Origin of the sequence: Azoarcus indigens, assembly GCF_004361735.1 — a bacterium.
Classification (GTDB): Bacteria; Pseudomonadota; Gammaproteobacteria; order Burkholderiales; family Rhodocyclaceae; genus Azoarcus; species Azoarcus indigens.
Genome location: NZ_SNVV01000030.1, coordinates 38,687 through 55,353, shown reverse-complemented (window position 1 = coordinate 55,353; position 16,667 = coordinate 38,687). Strand labels below are relative to the sequence as shown.

Genomic DNA, 16,667 nt, shown 5'->3' with positions numbered 1-16,667 from the left:
CGGCGAAGCCGCGCCCGACCTCGCCGGCGCGGGCCGCCTCGATGGAGGCGTTCAGCGCAAGAAGATTGGTGCGCGCGGCGATCTCGCCGACCTCGTCCGCCATGGTCTGAAGCTCGCCGGCTAGGCTGGAAAGCTGGCCGATATCGTCCATCAGGCTTTGCCGTGCCTGCAACGAGGCGCGCAGATCGGTAATCACCGCCTTCAGATCGCCGCGACAGCGCACCAGCACCGCGGATACCGACTCGGCGGCTTCGCCCCCGGAAGCCTGCAACGCCTGGCTCATCTGCGCGGAGAGCGAGGAGAAGGTGGTGGACAGCGCGGTGAGCGCCTCTTCCATCTGCACGCGTCCGGCATCGATGTGCCGCTGCCATAGGGGCAGCAGGCGCCCGCACAGCAGTTCCAGCCCGTCCACCTCCGGCTGCAGGCTAGGCGCCCGCACAGGGGCGTCTTCCAGCGACATGGTCTGGGCGCACCCGCTGCCCGCCGCATGCCACAACCATGCGGCGCAGCAGAGGCCGCTGAGGGCAAGCAGGATGACGGTATAGGGAGAGCTACCACTCAGCTGGAGCGCCGCGGCAGCAAGCAAGCCCAGCAATAAGGGCAGCACAAAACAATACAGGCGAAGTCGAGGCGTCTTCGGTTGGCTCAAATGATTTCTCGTGCTTTAGGGGGACGCCGTGAATCAGAATTTGTGAGAAAACGTAAATCAGGACTTGCCCTGATTATGGGAATTCCCAAGTCATCCGGTATATAGGAGTTCTCTGTTTATGCGCGAAGAATTTTCTTTATTGAGCGTGGGAAATTTCCTAAAGAGAGTAATCTGGATAGGCCAAAGGAGATACATGGCCGCAATAGAGGGCGTATCCTAGATAGCATCTAAAGTGACGCTAGCGAAGCTGCAAGGGGGTGGGTATCAGGCGACGAGCTTATGGCGGAAGGCGTAGCGAACCAGATCCGCAGTGGTGCTAAGGCCGGTCTTCTGCAGGACCCGCGTCTTGTGCGTGCTGACGGTCTTGACGCTGAGGTTCAGAAGGCCTGCAATCCGGGTCGGAGAGTGCCCTTCGGCAAACAGTTTCAGGACTTGGTATTCACGTCGGGAGAGGAGTTGTTCCGGGTCGTGCGCTTCGCCTTTCTCGTCGAAGCGTAGGGTGTCGAGCAGGGCGGGGTCGATATAGCGACGGCCTGTCGCCGCTTTGCGTATCGCGGTGAACAGCACTTGGGGATCGGCCTCCTTGCTCACATAGCCGTAGGCGCCGGCCTTGAGCGCACGCATCACGGTTCCGGGTTCGCAGTTCTGGCAAAGCACCACGCAGGGCAACCCGGGGCAGTGGCGCCCGAGCTGGTGCAGCAGGTCGGCGCTCGGGGTGTCGGGGAGCGAAGTGGCGAGAAGCATCACTTCCGCAGCAGTGGAGCGCGCGTGCTTCAGGGCTTCGCTGCCGTTGCCGGCCTCGCCCACGATCGCCATGTCTGGTGTGGTATCGAACAGCGCGCGCAAGGCAGCGCGAAAGATCGTGTGACTGTCTGCGGTGAGAACGCGGATGAAAGAGGGCGCCGCTTCGATCTGGGTGCCATGCCTCGGCAACCGGGGCGCTTGGGGCGGAGATGCCGGGAGCATGGTGCTGTCGCGCGATGTCTGGTTTTTCATGACCGCTTGGGGAAGACGGCTATAGCACGATCGCTGGGCGCGATCTTGCGGGGGTAGGCCGCCTGTCTGCTCGAGCAGTGGGCGGTCTGCGGGAAAGTGCCGGGCTTCCGCTTAAGGCTGGATGGCCGCTGTTACTTCCAGCAGAGTGCCGATTCAGCCCGCTCGGGGGCCGCAAACGCATTCACATGTTCCGACTGCTCGAAAATGCTCTTCTCTTGTCGAAACAGAATAAAAAAAAGACATCCAGGTATCCCCGGAGATAGCGCTTCATGCGTGGATTTAAGACGAAAGTATAAACCTAAAGAGTGGACTGTCAACTTTTTAGAGAGCGCCTCTGGGATCAGGTGCCCGGATCTCGGTTATGTCCTGTGGTTAATTGATGATAATTGCGAATGACTAGTAAGAAGGCGGGAGAGGTTGTTGCCAAGGCGGAAGGTGCTGAGGACACGATTCGGGCTTTCGGGGAGCGCTTGCTCAAAACCATAGGCGATGAAAGCAAGCGCTCCTTCGCTCGTCGTTGCGGTTTTTCCGATGGTCTTCTCAGTGCGTATCTGAAGGGGGAGAAGGCGCCGGGTATGCGCCATCTGGTCATGATTGCGAAGGCAGCCGGGGTGAGCCTCGACTGGCTGGCGACGGGCTGTGATGGTCGGGCGGCCGAGGTGGAGACAAAGCTGCCGGGGCTGGCGCTGAATGGGATGGGCCTGGAAGCGGTGCTCCTCCCCGCGATAGAGCGTTTTCTGGATTGTCTCGGCAAGGAGCGCGAATTCGTGATCGAACTCGTGGCCGGGGGCTCTTCTCCAGTCTGGATGCTGGCCCGCGAAAGGCGGCCGCTGGACGAGAAGGGGGGGTATTGCTTTGCCGCAAGCGGCTGCAATGAGGTGGAGGCGCTATTGCGCCTCAGACGCAAGATCCAGAAGGGAATTTCACGCCGCTATCTGGCGCTTGCGCCGGACGCCTCCCTGCATATGCTCACCGACACCTTGGTGGGTTACGTCGGCGAAGGGGTGCTGGTGATAGATGGTCGCGCCCTCTCTCCGGAGATACTGGTCGAACTGCTGGAGAGGCGGCGCGGGGAGCACTTCGTGTTCCAGTTCCCTCCCTGGGAGGATTAGCGCAGGGGACTTGTCGCCGCCTCAGACCTGCAGCCGCTCCAGCAGGTCGCGCTCTATGCGTACCACCTGCGCATCCTGGGAAAGGCCGGCGCCGGACATGAGGAAGGTATCCTCCACTCGTTCGCCCAGGGTCGCGATCTTGGCTGTCTGCAGGCTGATGCCGTAGTTGGCTAGCACCTCAGCGACGTCGAACAGCAGACCGGGGCGGTCCGCGGCCATCAGGGACAGGATGTAGTGCTTGCCGGCGTCGTCCGGGCGGATGCTGACCGTGGGTGTAATCGGGAAGTGCTTGACCTGCCGTGACAGCCGGCCGGAGGAAGGGCGCTCCGGTGCGAGCGGCTTGCGCAGACGCTCGGTGAGGTCGTGCTCGATCAGCGACACGATGTCGCGGTAGGGCGCGGCCTGGCCAGGGTCCTGCAGGATGAAGCTATCCAGGGCGTAGCCGTGCCGGGTGGTATGCACCTTGGCGTCCAGGATGGTGAAGCCCATGCGGCCGAAGAAGCCGGTGAGACGGACGAAGAGATCTTTCTGGTCGCGGGTGAACACCATCACCTGCACGCCGTGCTCTTCGTCGGAGACCCTCGCCTTTACCACCGGATCGTCAGCTTCCGGGCGGAAGTAGAGCAGCCGGGTGTGCCAGGCGATTTCCTCGGCCGAGTGACGCATGAAGTACACCGCGTCCAACTGCGCCCACAGCGCTTCCTCCACGCCGGAGCGCAAGCCGTGGTAGCGCAGCAGGCGGCGCGCGTCCTCCTGGCGGTCGTCCAGGCCGAGGGCCTGTTGCGGCGTGGCGCCACGCAGCAGCCGCTGGGTGGAGAAGAACAGATCCTCCAGCAGCTTGCCCTTCCAGCCGTTCCACACTTTGGGGCTGGTGCCGCGGATGTCGGCGTGAGTGAGCAGGTAGAGCGCGGTGAGGCGGCGTTCATTGGCGACGATGTCGGCGAAGCGGCGGATGACTTCCGGGTCGGAAGTGTCTTCCTTTTGCGCATACTGGGACATGGTGAGGTGGTGCTCGACCAGCCACACCACCAGTTCGGTGTCTTCCGTGGACAAGCCATGGTCTTCGCAGAATTCGCGGGCGTCCTCCATGCCGAGCTTGGAGTGATCGCCACCGCGGCCCTTGGCGATGTCGTGGAAGAGGGCGGCGACGTAGAGCAGCCAGTTGCGTTCGAAGCCGAGGATGAGGCGCGTCATCAGCGGGTATTCGTGCGCATGCTCGCTCATGGTGAAGCGGCGCACATTGCGCAGCACCATCAGGATGTGCTGGTCGACGGTGTAGACGTGGAACAGATCGTGCTGCATCTGGCACAGAATCTTGCGCCAGGGTGGCAGGTAGCGCGACAGGATGCCGTATTGATTCATCCGCCGGAATTCATGAACGATGCCGCGCTTCTGTTGAAGTATCTGAAGGAAGAGGGCGCGATTCGCAGGGTCGGCGCGGAAGGCGGCGTTGATGCGGTTACGGTTGAGCCAGACGGCGCGCAGGGTGCGAGCGGTCATGCCCTTCAGTTCGCTATGCCGTTGCAGCAGCAGGAAGCACTCGAGCAGGGCGGAGGGGTGGCGCTCGAAAATCTGTTCGCTGCGGATGTCCAGCAGTTCGCGCACTGCCTGGAAGCGGGCGTTGATGGTGATGGCCGGGCCCCCGCGGTCCGGGAAGATCTCGGTGCCGTAGTTCTGCAGCAGGATGGTGTTGATCTGGGTGACTTTCTTCGCCGTCAGGTAATAGCGCTGCATGAAGACTTCGGACGCGCGCTTGGCGGCGGTGGCCTCTATCCCCATGATGCGGGCGAGCTTTTCCTGGTGGTCGAAAAGCAGGCGGTCTTCGGAGCGGCCGGTGAGGTAATGCAGGCGGATGCGCACGTGCTGGAGGAAGCGCTCCACACTGCGCAGATCCGAGGCTTCCTCGCCAGTGAGGAGGCGGCGGCGGGCGAGCTCCCGCCAGTTGCGCCCCAGGCCGGCGGCACGGGAGATCCAGCCCAGCATCTGCAGGTCGCGCAGGCCGCCCGGGCTTTCCTTGCAGTTGGGCTCCAGCGAGTAGGGCGTGTCGTTGTAGCGGGTGTAGCGTTGCTCTTGCTCCAGTTGCTTGGCCTTGAAAAAGGTGCGCACGTCCAGCATCTCGCGGTAGTGGCGCGCGAAGTCGTCGAACAGTCCGGCATTGCCGGTCAGCAGGCGGGCCTCCAGCAGGTTGGTCTGCACGGTGATGTCGCTGGCGGAGGCGTCCAGGCATTCTTCCACCGTACGCACGCTGTGGCCGATTTCCAGGCCAACGTCCCACAGGGCACCGACCAGGGTGGAGAGTCGGGACTGCAGGCTGCCATCGGGCTGGTCCGCCAGCAGGATGAGGATGTCTACATCGGAGCAGGGGTAGAGCTCGCCCCGGCCATAGCCGCCGACGGCGACGAGTGCCGCCTCCGGCGGCATGCCACAGGCGTTCCACAGGCGCTGAATGACGCCATCCACAAGCCGGGCACGGCCCTTTAGCACGCCGGAAGTCAGCGGGTGCGCCTCATAGGCCTGGCGCAGGGCGAGCGAGCCTTCGTTGAGGCGCTTGCGCTCCTCGCCGATCGCGTCCTGCAGGGCATCGGTGGAAATCGGGGAGGAGGTCATGGTGCGCTCCCTCAGGCGAAGCTTGCGGCGACTAGGGCCGGCGGTGGCGGGCATTTCGCGGAGACGGTCAGAACTTCCGCGCCACTGTCCGTGACGAGCACTGCATGCTCCCACTGGGCCGAGAGGCTGCGGTCTTTGGTCACGATGGTCCAGCCGTCCGGCAGTTCGGAGATGGCGGCCTTGCCGGCGTTGATCATCGGCTCGATGGTGAAGATCATGCCGGGCAGCAGTTCGACACCAGTGCCTGCCTTGCCGCAGTGCAGCACTTGCGGCTCTTCGTGGAACTTGCGGCCGAGGCCGTGGCCGCAGAACTCGCGCACTACCGAGAAGCCATTGCCTTCCGCATGTTTCTGGATGGCAGCGCCGATGTCGCCCAGTCGGCCGCCAGGGCGGACTGCCGCGATTCCCAGCCACATGCATTCATATGTGACCTGGCATAGGCGCTTCGCCAGGATGCTGGCTTCGCCGCCGACGATGAACATGCGGCTGGTGTCGCCGTGGAAGCCGTCCGGCGTGATCACGGTGATGTCCAGATTGACGATGTCGCCCTTCTTAAGCGCCTTGTCCCCCGGAACGCCATGACAGACCTGGTGATTGACCGAGCTGCAGATGGCCTTGGGGTAGGGCGTGTAGCCCGGCGGCGCGTAATTGAGCGGCGCCGGCACGGTACCTTGCACCTGCACCATATATTCATGGCAGAGCCGGTCGAGCTCGCCTGTCGTCACGCCCGGTTTCACGAAGGGCTCGATATAGTCCAGCACCTCGGCGGCGAGGCGGCAGGCCACGCGCATTTTCTCGATTTCTTCCGGGGTCTTGATGACGATGCTCATGGGCGGGATCGGGGTTCGAAAAAGGCATCAAGGCTAGCGCATGCGCCCCGGCCGGGCAAACCTGGTAACGGTTTCGGCCTTGAGAAGCGTCATGTGGCGGTGATATCATCGCGGGCTTGTCTGCATTGGCGGACAAAATCCACACGCCTCCTGGCTGCTGCTTCATCGCAAGCGGCGGGAAGGTCCGGGAAAGAGTCGGGCTCCGGGGTTCCGGTGCCCCTTTCCCGGTGAGTGGTGCCAGTCGGTGGAGAGCTTTCCTCTCAATGGAAGTTCCTTTCGGTGGTGCCCCGGGGGCGGAGGCTCAACCTTCAATTCGGAGTAATACAATGACTGTCACGATGCGTCAGATGCTCGAAGCGGGCGTCCATTTCGGCCACCAGACCCGTTTCTGGAATCCGCGCATGGCCCCGTACATCTTCGGCCAGCGCAACAAGATCCACATCGTCAACCTTGAAAAGACGATGGTGAAGTACAACGAAGCGATGAGCTTCGTGCGCAAGCTCGCTTCCAATCGCGGCACCATCCTGTTTGTTAGCACCAAGCGCCAGGCTCGCGAGATCATCGCCGAAGAAGCCCGCCGCGCCGGCATGCCCTTCGTGGATGAGCGCTGGCTGGGCGGCATGCTGACCAACTTCAAGACGGTCAAGCAGTCCATCAAGCGCCTGAAGGAAATCGAGGCGATGATCGAAGACGGCTCCATCGAGCGCCTGTCCAAGCGCGAAGCGCTGACCGTGACCCGCGAGCTCGAGAAGCTGCAGAAGAGCATCGGCGGCATCAAGGATATGGGCGGCCTGCCGGACGCGCTGTTCATCATCGACGTCGGCTACCACAAGATCGCCGTCACCGAAGCCCAGAAGCTGGGCATCCCGGTCGTGGCCGTGGTGGATACCAACCACTCCCCCGAAGGCATCGATTATGTGATCCCGGGTAACGACGACTCCTCCCGCGCCATCCGCCTGTATGCCCGTGGCGTGGCCGATGCCGTTCTGGAAGGCCGCAGCCAGGTGCTGCAGGAGATCGTGGCCGCCGGCACCGACGAATTCGTCGAAGTCGAAGAAGACGGCACCCAGGAACAGCAAGCCTGATTCCGGAAGGTTTTCCTTCCCGATAGAAAACCGAATACCGGCGGCCAGGAGCCGCCGGATTTGACTGAGATCCCAGGAGTTAGCATGGCGGAAATCACCGCAAGCATGGTCAAGGAACTGCGCGAGAAGACCGACGCGCCGATGATGGAATGCAAGAAGGCCCTTGCCGAAGCTGCCGGCGACATGGCCAAGGCCGAAGAGATCCTGCGCGTCAAGCTGGGCAACAAGGCTTCCAAGGCGGCGGCCCGCGTTGCCGCTGAAGGCATCGTGGCTGTCAGCGTGTCCGCCGATGGCAAGCAAGGCGCCATCATCGAAGTCAACTGCGAAACCGACTTCGTGGCCAAGAACGACGACTTCCTCGCGCTGGTCAAGGGCGCTGCCGACCTGGTCGTCAGCCAGAGCCCGGCCGATGTGGCTGCGCTGTCCGCGCTGCCCTTCGGTGAAGGCACCATCGAATCGACCCGCGCCGCGCTGGTCGGCAAGATCGGCGAGAACATGTCCCTGCGCCGCTTTGCCCGCATCGAGGCCAAGGGTCAGCTGTACAGCTACATCCACGGTGGCGCCAAGGTTGGCGTGCTGCTGGACCTGGTCGGCGGTGACGAGCAACTGGGCAAGGACATCGCGATGCACATCGCCGCGTCCAAGCCGAAGGCGCTGGATGCCTCCGGTGTGTCGCAGGATCTGATCGACACCGAGCGCCGCGTGGCGATCGAGAAGGCTCGCGCCGACAACAAGCCCGAAGCCATGCTGGAGAAGATCGCCGACGGCACCGTGCAGAAGTTCCTGAAGGAAGTCACCCTGCTGGCCCAGGTGTTCGTGAAGGCCGAGGACGGCAAGCAGACCATCGAGCAACTGCTGAAGGCGCGCAACGCTTCGGTCGGTAGCTTCGTGCTTTATCTGGTGGGCGAGGGGATCGAGAAGAAGGTCACCGACTTCGCCGCCGAAGTGGCCGCCCAGGCCGCCGCTGCCCAGAAGTAAGGAGCAGCTACATGTCCGCCGCCGCATACAAGCGCATCCTGCTCAAGCTCTCCGGTGAAGCGCTGATGGGCGACGACGCCTACGGCATCAACGAGGAGGTCGTCAGCCGCATCGTTGCCGAGATCACCGAGGTGAATCGCCTCGGTGTGCAGGTGGGTGTGGTTATCGGCGGCGGCAACATTTTCCGTGGCATGAAGGGTGCAGCCTCCGGTATGGACCGCGCCACGGCCGACTACATGGGTATGTTGGCGACGGTGATGAATGCGATGGCGCTGGCCGATGCGATGCGCCGTAACGATCTGGAAGCCCGCGTGCAGTCGGCGCTGCGTATCGACCAGGTGGTTGAGCCCTACATCCGGGGGCGGGCGATCCGTCACCTCGAAGAAGGCCGGGTGGTGATCTTCGCCGCCGGCACCGGCAACCCGTTCTTCACCACCGATACCGCTGCCGCGCTGCGCGGTTCCGAGATCGGCGCCCAGATCGTGCTGAAGGCGACCAAGGTGGATGGCGTCTATACCGCGGACCCGAAGAAGGATCCGCAGGCCCAGCGCTATCACCGCATCAGCTTCGATGAGGCCATCGGCCGCAATCTCGCGGTGCTGGATGCCACTGCATTCGCCCTCTGCCGCGACCAGAAACTGCCGATCAACGTGTTTTCCATCTTCAAGCCCGGCGCGTTGACACGCGTGGTGATGGGCGAAGACGAAGGCACTTTGGTTCACTCCTGAGGAAGCGAGCATGACTCCCGAGCTGAAGAAGACGACCGAACAGAAGATGCAGAAGTCGGTCGAGGCGCTCAAGACCGACCTCGCCAAGATCCGCACCGGCCGTGCGCACACCGGCCTGCTCGACCACGTCATGGTCGAGTATTACGGAAGCCTGGTTCCGGTGAACCAGGTGGCGAACGTGACCCTGATCGATGCCCGTACCATCGGCGTTCAGCCCTGGGAAAAGAACATGGTGGGCAAGGTCGAGAAGGCGATCCGCGATAGCGATCTTGGCCTTAACCCAGCTACGATGGGCGAGTTGATCCGGGTGCCGATGCCGGCGCTGACCGAGGAGCGTCGCCGTGACCTGACCAAGGTCGTCCGCCAGGAAGGCGAGGGTGCCAAGGTCGCCGTGCGCAATCTGCGTCGCGATGCAAATCAACAGCTGAAGGATGCAGTCAAGGACAAGACCATCTCCGAGGATGACGAGCGTCGTGCCGAGGAAGACATCCAGAAGCTGACTGACCGTTATGTCGCTGAGATCGACAAGCTGCTGGCGCAGAAAGAACAGGAACTGATGCAGATCTGAGCCCTTCGGCCGGTCTTGCAACAACCGGGCGAATCACAGGAGGCGGATCTTGGCCGACGCGCGTTTTAGCAGTTCCACTCGGGACATCCCCGAGGTAACAACGGTGCCGCGTCACATCGCCATCATCATGGATGGCAATGGCCGCTGGGCCCGGAAGCGCTTCATGCCCCGCGTCGCTGGTCACAGCCGGGGCGTGGAGACGGTGCGGACGGTGATCCGCGCCTGCATGGAACGCGGAGTGGAATACCTCACGCTGTTTGCCTTCAGTTCCGAGAACTGGCGTAGGCCGGTGGACGAGGTTTCCTTTTTGATGCAGCTCTTCATGAAGTCGCTGCGCAAGGAAGTGACCCGTTTGCACCAGAACGGCATCCGCTTCCGCGTCGTCGGTGACCTTTCGCGCTTCGATCCCAAACTTGTGGAGATCATTCGTTCTGCCGAGGAGCTCACCGCGGCAAATGAACGCTTCACGCTGACGGTCGCCGCCAATTACGGCGGCCGTTGGGACATCATGCAGGCGGTCAACAAATTGACCGCCCGCGCTCCCGAGCGGGTCGGCGAGTTCACCGAACAGGAGCTGGCTGCGGAACTGTCCATGAGCTACGCCCCCGAGCCGGATCTTTTCATCCGTACCGGCGGCGAGCAGCGCATCAGCAACTTCCTCCTCTGGCAGCTTGCCTATACCGAGCTGTTCTTCACCGATACCCTCTGGCCCGACTTCGACGTCGGTACGCTGGATCAGGCCATCGCGTCCTATGGTGGCCGTGAACGCCGCTTCGGCAGGACCAGCGAACAGTTGCGCGAACCCGTTGCCGCAGTCGAAACAGCGGTACCGGATCCGGGGCATCATGCTTAGAACGCGGGTCATCACCGCGCTGGTTCTCCTGTTCGGCCTGTTGGCCGTCCTCTTCCTGCTTCCTCCCGCTGCGTGGCTGGGTTTTTGTGCGCTAGTGTGTTTTGCTGGCGCATGGGAGTGGGGGGCGCTCGCCGGTTTTCGCACCCCTTTGAGGTTGGCTTTCAGCGTAGGAGCGGCCGTCCTTTGTTTCGTCATTGGGCATTTCGCTGGCCTGACCGGGCAGGGCACTGATCCGGCTCTGCTCCTTCCAGCCTATAGCTTGAGCGTGCTGTTCTGGCTGCTGCTGGTCCCCATCTGGCTTAAGAGCAAGTGGCGCCTTTCCTCCCCGATCCTGGCCATGTTGGTCGGGGTGCTGGTACTGGTCCCCCCGGCCCTGGCATTGGCGCACCTCAGGCAGTTTGGCCCTTGGCTGTTGCTTGCGGCCATGGCGGTCGTGTGGGTTGCAGACATTGCAGCCTATTTTTCTGGCCGCGCCTTCGGCCGGCACAAGCTGGCGCCCGCGATCAGCCCCGGCAAGACCTGGGAGGGGGCGTACGGCGCCGCGGCAGGTGTCCTGCTGTTTGGGTACATCGTGGCGTTCTCCGTCGGAGGCGCAGCACAACCGGCTGGAAATCTGCTTCTGCTGGCGCCTATCCTCGTGCTCGTAACCGCGGTCAGCATCATCGGAGACCTTTTCGAGTCCCTGCTCAAACGTCAAGCAGGCATGAAGGATAGCGGCACCTTGCTCCCCGGCCACGGCGGCGTGCTGGATCGCATCGACAGCCTGACCTCCACCTTGCCGCTGATCGGGCTCGGGACCCTGTTGTTGATTGCCTAACCGGTAACCGTTTCCCATTTCCCGATGTCCTCAACCCGTCCGCAGCAACTCACCGTTCTTGGTGCCACCGGCTCGATTGGTGTCAGCACGCTGGATGTCGTTTCCCGCCATCCGCACCGTTTCACTGCCTTCGCGCTGACCGCCAGCCGGCAATGGGAGAAACTCCATGCCCAGTGCCTGCGTTTTGCGCCGCGCTACGCAGTGATGGGGGACGAAGCCTCCGCCGGTTTGTTGCGGCAGGCCCTGAAGGACGCAGGCAGCAGGACCGAGGTGCTGTGCGGTGAACAGGCGCTGGTGGATGTCGCCAGCCACGCTGACGTCGATGCCGTGATGGCCGCTATCGTCGGTGCAGCCGGGCTTGCGCCAACGCTGGCTGCGGCCCGCACGGGCAAGAAGGTTCTGCTAGCGAACAAGGAGGCTCTGGTCCTGTCGGGTCAGCTGTTCATCGATGCAGTGGAGAAGGCGGGCGCCACGCTTCTGCCCATCGATAGCGAGCACAACGCGGTGTTCCAGTCGCTGCCAGGGGATTTCCGCCGCAACCCGGGTTCCCATGGTGTTCGCCGTGTGCTGCTGACTGCCTCTGGTGGCCCCTTCAGGGAGACGCCGCTGTCACAGTTGGAGCAAGTGACGCCTGAGCAGGCTTGCGCTCATCCCAACTGGGTTATGGGGCGGAAGATCTCGGTGGACTCGGCGACGATGATGAACAAGGGGCTGGAGGTGATCGAAGCCCATTGGCTGTTCGGGGTGCCGGCCGAGCGCATCGAGGTGGTGGTTCACCCGCAGAGCGTCATTCACTCGATGGTGGATTACGAGGATGGCTCGGTGCTGGCGCAGCTGGGCAATCCAGACATGCGCACGCCGATTGCGCATGCGCTGGCCTGGCCTGACCGGATCGACTCTGGCGTCAAAGCGCTGGACCTCTTCGAGGTCGCCAGGATGACTTTCGAGCGTCCCGATTTCTCCCGCTTCCCTTGCCTTGCGCTGGCCTATGAGGCCTTGCGCGCCGGCGGTGCCGCCGCCGCTGTCCTGAATGCCGCCAATGAAGAGGCAGTCGGGGCCTTTCTGGAGCGTCGCATCGGTTTCCTGCGGATTCCGGAAGTGATCGCTGCTTGTATGGAACGTGCCGGAGGGCTTGCGGTCGATTCGCTCGAGTCGGTGCTTGCCGCCGATGCTTGCGCGCGGGAGTACGCGCGCAAGGAAATCCGACTACGCCAGGCTGCTTGATGTCCCTGTTGAACTATCTGATTCCTTTCGCGGTTGCCCTTGGTGTCCTGATTCTGGTTCACGAGTTGGGGCATTACCTCGTTGCCCGTTGGTGCGGTGTGAAGGTGCTGCGCTTCTCCATCGGTTTCGGCCGCCCATTGTTGGTCCGCAAGGCGGGACGGGATGGCACGGAGTGGGCTCTTTCCGCGTTTCCGCTGGGCGGGTACGTGAAGATGCTGGACGAGCGGGAAGGCGAGGTTGCGCCAGCAGAGTTGCACCGTGCGTTCAACCGCAAGAGTGTGTGGCGGCGCTTCGCCATCGTCGCAGCAGGGCCGCTGGCCAACTTCCTGTTGGCGATCGCTGTGTATTGGGGCGTTTTCGTTGCGGGAACCGAGGAGTTGCGCCCACGGCTGGCGATAGCCAGCGAGAACTCCCCTGCGGTTGCCGCCGGCGTTGTCGAAGGCGATCTGGTGGGGGCGGTCGACGGCGAGGAGGTCCGCAGTTGGCAGGAGTTGCGTTGGGCACTGCTGCGCCACGTGCTGGAGAGCCGACAGGTGGAACTCCGAGTGACGACGCTTGATGAGCGTCCCGCGGTGCGGGTGCTTGATCTCGCTGGTTTGCCGATAGACGATGGTGGAGAAGACCTGATCACCCGTATGGGTCTCAAGCCCTGGCGGCCGGCGATTCCGCCAGTCATCGGCAAGCTGGTGGAAGGCGCTGCGGCTGATCGTGCCGGCCTGCGCGTCGGGGATGAGGTGCTGGGGATAGACGGCGCAGCAATCGATTCCTGGACCGAACTGGTCGGCAGGATCCGCGAGGCCGGCGGGAGGAGCGTGAATCTTGAAGTGCTGCGTGGCGGTGCGCGCATACAGCTTTCCGTCGTGCCGGAGGTCAGCAGCGAGAATGGCCAACAGATCGGCCGCATCGGTGTGGCGGTTGCCGAGCCCGTGCATGGCGGCCTGTCGATGTTTACCGTAGTGAGCTATGGGCCGGTGCAGGGCTTGGTCAAGGCGGTATCCCAGACCTGGGAAACCAGTGTCCTCAGCCTGAAGATGATGGGTCGGATGCTGACCGGGGAGGTGTCGTGGAAAAATCTCTCCGGCCCCGTCACCATCGCCGACTACGCAGGCCAGACAGCTCAACTCGGACTCAGCCACTATCTCAAGTTCGTGGCCCTCATCAGCATCAGTTTGGGCGTGCTGAACCTGCTCCCCATCCCGGTGCTGGATGGTGGGCATTTACTGTATTATGTGGTGGAGATCATCAAGGGCGGTCCGATTCCGGAACGCGTCATGGAGATCGGTCAACAAATCGGTCTCGTTCTCCTCGCAATGCTTATGGCATTCGCCTTCTACAACGACATCAATCGTCTTATTTCCGGCTGAACAACTGAAGAATGAACCGTAAGCTTCTGTCCGGGCTGATCACGGCCCTTTTTGCCGCTTCGCCGGCGTTTGCTTTCGAACCGTTCACCGTTAAAGACATCCGTGTCGAAGGAATTCAACGAACCGAGGCGGGTACGGTGTTCAATTACCTGCCGGTCAAGGTTGGCGAGCGTTTTGATGAAGGTCAGGCCGCGGAAGCAATCCGCGGCCTGTTCGCTACCGGTTTCTTCCGTGACGTGCGCATCGAAGTCGAGAACGACGTGCTCGTCGTGCTGGTGGATGAGCGCCCCGCGATCGCGCAGATTGATTTCGTTGGCGTGAAGGAATTCGACAAGGATCAGCTGAAGAAGGGCCTGCGTGAAGTCGGCCTCGCCGAATCCCGTATTTTCGACCGCGCGCTGCTGGACCGAGCAGAGCAGGAATTGAAGCGGCAGTACCTCAGCCGCGGCAAATACGCGGCGACCGTCACCACCACCGTGACCCCGCTAGAGCGCAACCGCGTTTCCATCAACTTCACGGTGGACGAGGGCGAGGTCGCCAAGATCAAGCAGATCAGCATCATCGGTGCCAAGGCGTTCGACGAGGACGATTTGCTCGATCTCTTCCAATTGACCACGCCGGGCTGGCTGACCTGGTATACCAAGAACGACCAGTATTCACGCCAGAAACTGTCTGCTGACCTGGAAAACCTGCGTTCGTATTATCTCAACCGGGGCTACCTGGACTTCAACATCGATTCCACCCAGGTTTCGATTACTCCGGACAAGAAAGACATCTACATCACCCTAAGCATCACCGAGGGCGAGGTCTATACCGTTACCGGCGTCCGCTTCACCGGCGATCTGATCCTCCCCGAATCCGACTATCTGGCGCTCAGTACCATCAAGCCAGGCGAGATCTTCTCGCGTGAAAAGCTTACCGAGACCACTAAGGCAGTTACCGACAAGCTGGGCAACGAAGGTTATGCCTTCGCCAACGTGAATGCGGCACCCGAAGTGGACAAGGAGAAGCGGGAAGTCGCCTTCACCGTGTTCGTGGATCCGGGCCGTCGGGTGTATGTGCGCCGCATCAATGTCGGCGGCAACACCAAGACGCGCGACGAAGTGGTGCGTCGCGAGATGCGGCAGATGGAGGGGGCCTGGTATGACGCCTCGGCGATCAATCGCTCCCGCACCCGGGTGGACCGCCTGGGCTTCTTCGATGAAGTCACCGTCGAGACCCCGGCGGTGCCGGGTACGACCGACCAGGTCGACGCCAACTTCAATGTCAAGGAGCGGGCGACCGGCAACCTGATGCTGGGCGCCGGCTTCTCCAGCTCCGAGAAGGTCGTCCTGTCGGCCTCTATTTCCCAGCAGAACCTTTTCGGTAGCGGCAATGCGCTGACTCTGGGCCTGAACACCAGCGCATCCAACCGGACATATGCCCTGTCCTTCACCAACCCGTATTACACCGTTGACGGTGTCAGCCTGGGCTGGGATGTCTACCACCGTACCTACGATCCGTCCGAGTCCTATTCTGTCGCGCCGTACAAGACGGTTTCCAGCGGTGTCGGCCTACGTCTCGGTTACCCGATTGCCGAGGATGACAGCATCAGCTTTGGTCTGACCCTGGACCGGACCCGGATCACCACCTATTCCGACAGCCCCTCGCAGTACATCAAGTTCTGCGATAGCTACGATTGCGGCGGCTTGATGAGCTTGATCGCGAGCGCTGGCTGGGCCCGCGATAGCCGTGACAGCGTCCTCTACCCGCGCAAGGGTATCTATCAACGCATCTACGGCGAAGTCGCGGTTCCCGGCGGCGACATCCGATACGGCAAGCTGAACTACCAGTACCAGTACTGGCTGCCGATCGGGCGGGACTATGCGCTGATGCTCAATAGCGACTTCGGTTGGGCCAAGGGCTACGGTGGCAAGCCCATGCCTTTCTACAAGAATTTCTACGCAGGCGGTATTGGCTCGGTGCGCGGCTACGAGCAGAGCTCGCTGGGTACCGACCGTAACACCGATGGCGACTCCCTGGGTGGTACCCGCAAGGTCGTTGGCAACGCGGAGTTCTATTTCCCGATGCCGGGCGCCGGCATGGACCGTTCCTTCCGTATTTCCGCCTTCTTCGATGCCGGTCAGGTGTGGGGGGAGGACCAGAAGCTCAAGTTCGGCGACTTGCGCTACAGTAGCGGACTGGCGTTTGCGTGGAGTTCGCCTATCGGTCCGCTGAAGTTCAGCGTTGGTTTCCCGCTGAATGCCAAGTCCGAGGATGAGGTCCAGCGGTTCCAGTTCCAGATGGGCTCGGTGTTCTGATAAACCCGCCGCCCTTATCGTTTTCGTTGGAGGCTTAAGTGAAAGTCAGCACCCTTTCCATTCTCGCAGCAGCAGTGCTCGGAATCGCCGCCCAGAGCGCCGCGGCGGCCGAGACCAAGATTGGGTTCGTCAATTCCGACCGGGTGATGCGTGAGGCGGTGCCCGCCGTGCGCGCCCAGCAGCGCCTGGAGAAGGAGTTCGAGAAGCGCGATCAGGAAATGCAGCGCATGGCCAAGGACCTGCAATCCATGCAGGAAGACCTTGAGCGCAACGGCATGACCATGGCTGAGGCCGATCGCCGTAACAAGGAACGCGCCTTCAACGACCTGAACCGCGATTTCCAGCGCAAGCAGCGCGAATTCCGCGAAGATCTGAACCAGCGCCGCAACGAGGAACTGGCGTCGGTACTGGACAAGGCGAACCGCACGGTGAAGCAGATCGCTGAAGCCGAGAAGTTCGACATCATCTTCCAGGAAGCGGTCTACGCCAGTCCGCGGATCGACATCACGGACAAGGTGATCAAGTCCCTGTCCGAGGGCAAGTAAGATCCCAGCCT

Annotated in this window: 15 protein-coding genes; 11 read left to right on the top strand and 4 right to left on the bottom strand. The window is 62.3% G+C overall.

The genetic code is table 11. From position 1 onward, the window contains the following. Together C7389_RS25765 and C7389_RS22515 are read right to left on the bottom strand one after the other, a co-directional pair. A partial coding sequence (locus C7389_RS25765; RefSeq protein ID WP_281275408.1) for a methyl-accepting chemotaxis protein occupies nt 1-412 on the bottom strand: 412 nt, incomplete at its 3' end. A gap of 501 nt (nt 413-913) precedes the next feature. Continuing rightward, nucleotides 914-1,645 carry a response regulator gene (locus tag C7389_RS22515; RefSeq protein ID WP_133594915.1) on the bottom strand — a complete coding sequence of 244 codons (732 nt, stop codon included), beginning with the start codon at nt 1,643-1,645 and terminating at the stop codon, nt 914-916. A gap of 392 nt (nt 1,646-2,037) precedes the next feature. On the opposite strand from C7389_RS22515, the gene C7389_RS22510 reads away from it, so the two are divergent. After that, nucleotides 2,038-2,757 (top strand): helix-turn-helix domain-containing protein, encoded by a 720-nt coding sequence (locus tag C7389_RS22510; protein ID WP_133594914.1) that lies wholly within the window; start codon nt 2,038-2,040, stop codon nt 2,755-2,757. A 21-nt stretch (nt 2,758-2,778) separates the two neighbouring features. On the opposite strand, the gene C7389_RS22505 is transcribed toward C7389_RS22510, so the two are convergent. Further along, nucleotides 2,779-5,364 carry a [protein-PII] uridylyltransferase gene (locus tag C7389_RS22505; protein ID WP_133594913.1) on the bottom strand — a complete coding sequence of 862 codons (2,586 nt, stop codon included), beginning with the start codon at nt 5,362-5,364 and terminating at the stop codon, nt 2,779-2,781. Between the two features lie 11 nt (nt 5,365-5,375). After that, a complete protein-coding gene (gene map, locus C7389_RS22500) occupies nt 5,376-6,194 on the bottom strand; it encodes a type I methionyl aminopeptidase (RefSeq protein WP_133594912.1) in 819 nt (272 codons plus the stop codon). Nucleotides 6,195-6,520: 326 nt separating this feature from the next. Between map and rpsB the strand changes: the two genes are divergently transcribed. From rpsB to C7389_RS22450, 10 genes are all read left to right on the top strand, one after another. After that, nucleotides 6,521-7,279, top strand: a complete 759-nt coding sequence (gene rpsB, locus C7389_RS22495) for a 30S ribosomal protein S2 (RefSeq protein ID WP_133594911.1) — start codon at nt 6,521-6,523, stop codon at nt 7,277-7,279. Nucleotides 7,280-7,363: 84 nt separating this feature from the next. Next, nucleotides 7,364-8,257 carry a translation elongation factor Ts gene (tsf, locus tag C7389_RS22490; RefSeq protein WP_133594910.1) on the top strand — a complete coding sequence of 298 codons (894 nt, stop codon included), beginning with the start codon at nt 7,364-7,366 and terminating at the stop codon, nt 8,255-8,257. Between the two features lie 11 nt (nt 8,258-8,268). Beyond that, the gene (gene pyrH, locus C7389_RS22485; protein WP_133594909.1) at nt 8,269-8,985 is read left to right on the top strand and encodes a UMP kinase; all 717 of its coding nucleotides are present in this window, start codon (nt 8,269-8,271) and stop codon (nt 8,983-8,985) included. A 10-nt stretch (nt 8,986-8,995) separates the two neighbouring features. Then, entirely contained in the window at nt 8,996-9,553 is a 558-nt protein-coding gene (gene frr, locus C7389_RS22480) for a ribosome recycling factor (RefSeq protein ID WP_133594908.1), read from the top strand. A 49-nt stretch (nt 9,554-9,602) separates the two neighbouring features. Then, nucleotides 9,603-10,406 (top strand): polyprenyl diphosphate synthase, encoded by an 804-nt coding sequence (gene uppS / locus C7389_RS22475; protein ID WP_211168538.1) that lies wholly within the window; start codon nt 9,603-9,605, stop codon nt 10,404-10,406. Continuing rightward, nucleotides 10,399-11,223, top strand: coding sequence for a phosphatidate cytidylyltransferase (locus C7389_RS22470; protein ID WP_133594907.1), 825 nt, complete (start codon nt 10,399-10,401; stop codon nt 11,221-11,223). Before uppS ends, C7389_RS22470 begins: the two co-directional genes overlap by 8 nt. A 24-nt stretch (nt 11,224-11,247) precedes the next feature. After that, complete coding sequence (gene ispC / locus C7389_RS22465) at nt 11,248-12,447, top strand: 1-deoxy-D-xylulose-5-phosphate reductoisomerase (RefSeq protein ID WP_133594906.1); 1,200 nt, start codon at nt 11,248-11,250, stop codon at nt 12,445-12,447. Then, nucleotides 12,447-13,811 (top strand): RIP metalloprotease RseP, encoded by a 1,365-nt coding sequence (gene rseP, locus C7389_RS22460; protein WP_133594905.1) that lies wholly within the window; start codon nt 12,447-12,449, stop codon nt 13,809-13,811. Before ispC ends, rseP begins: the two co-directional genes overlap by 1 nt. An 11-nt stretch (nt 13,812-13,822) precedes the next feature. After that, the gene (gene bamA / locus C7389_RS22455) at nt 13,823-16,111 is read left to right on the top strand and encodes an outer membrane protein assembly factor BamA (protein WP_133594904.1); all 2,289 of its coding nucleotides are present in this window, start codon (nt 13,823-13,825) and stop codon (nt 16,109-16,111) included. A gap of 38 nt (nt 16,112-16,149) precedes the next feature. Continuing rightward, nucleotides 16,150-16,656, top strand: coding sequence for an OmpH/Skp family outer membrane protein (locus tag C7389_RS22450; RefSeq protein WP_133594903.1), 507 nt, complete (start codon nt 16,150-16,152; stop codon nt 16,654-16,656). Nucleotides 16,657-16,667 lie beyond the last annotated feature (11 nt).

Excerpts from the sequence above, each read along its gene's own strand:
- rpsB (WP_133594911.1), top strand. The coding sequence starts at position 6,521 with ATGACTGTCACGATGCGTCAGATGCTCGAAGCGGGCGTCCATTTCGGC.
- C7389_RS22510 (WP_133594914.1), top strand. The coding sequence starts at position 2,038 with ATGACTAGTAAGAAGGCGGGAGAGGTTGTTGCCAAGGCGGAAGGTGCT.
- frr (WP_133594908.1), top strand. The coding sequence starts at position 8,996 with ATGACTCCCGAGCTGAAGAAGACGACCGAACAGAAGATGCAGAAGTCG.
- bamA (WP_133594904.1), top strand. The coding sequence starts at position 13,823 with ATGAACCGTAAGCTTCTGTCCGGGCTGATCACGGCCCTTTTTGCCGCT.
- map (WP_133594912.1), bottom strand. The coding sequence starts at position 6,194 with ATGAGCATCGTCATCAAGACCCCGGAAGAAATCGAGAAAATGCGCGTG.
- C7389_RS22470 (WP_133594907.1), top strand. The coding sequence starts at position 10,399 with ATGCTTAGAACGCGGGTCATCACCGCGCTGGTTCTCCTGTTCGGCCTG.
- pyrH (WP_133594909.1), top strand. The coding sequence starts at position 8,269 with ATGTCCGCCGCCGCATACAAGCGCATCCTGCTCAAGCTCTCCGGTGAA.
- tsf (WP_133594910.1), top strand. The coding sequence starts at position 7,364 with ATGGCGGAAATCACCGCAAGCATGGTCAAGGAACTGCGCGAGAAGACC.
- C7389_RS22515 (WP_133594915.1), bottom strand. The coding sequence starts at position 1,645 with ATGAAAAACCAGACATCGCGCGACAGCACCATGCTCCCGGCATCTCCG.
- C7389_RS22505 (WP_133594913.1), bottom strand. The coding sequence starts at position 5,364 with ATGACCTCCTCCCCGATTTCCACCGATGCCCTGCAGGACGCGATCGGC.
- ispC (WP_133594906.1), top strand. The coding sequence starts at position 11,248 with ATGTCCTCAACCCGTCCGCAGCAACTCACCGTTCTTGGTGCCACCGGC.
- rseP (WP_133594905.1), top strand. The coding sequence starts at position 12,447 with ATGTCCCTGTTGAACTATCTGATTCCTTTCGCGGTTGCCCTTGGTGTC.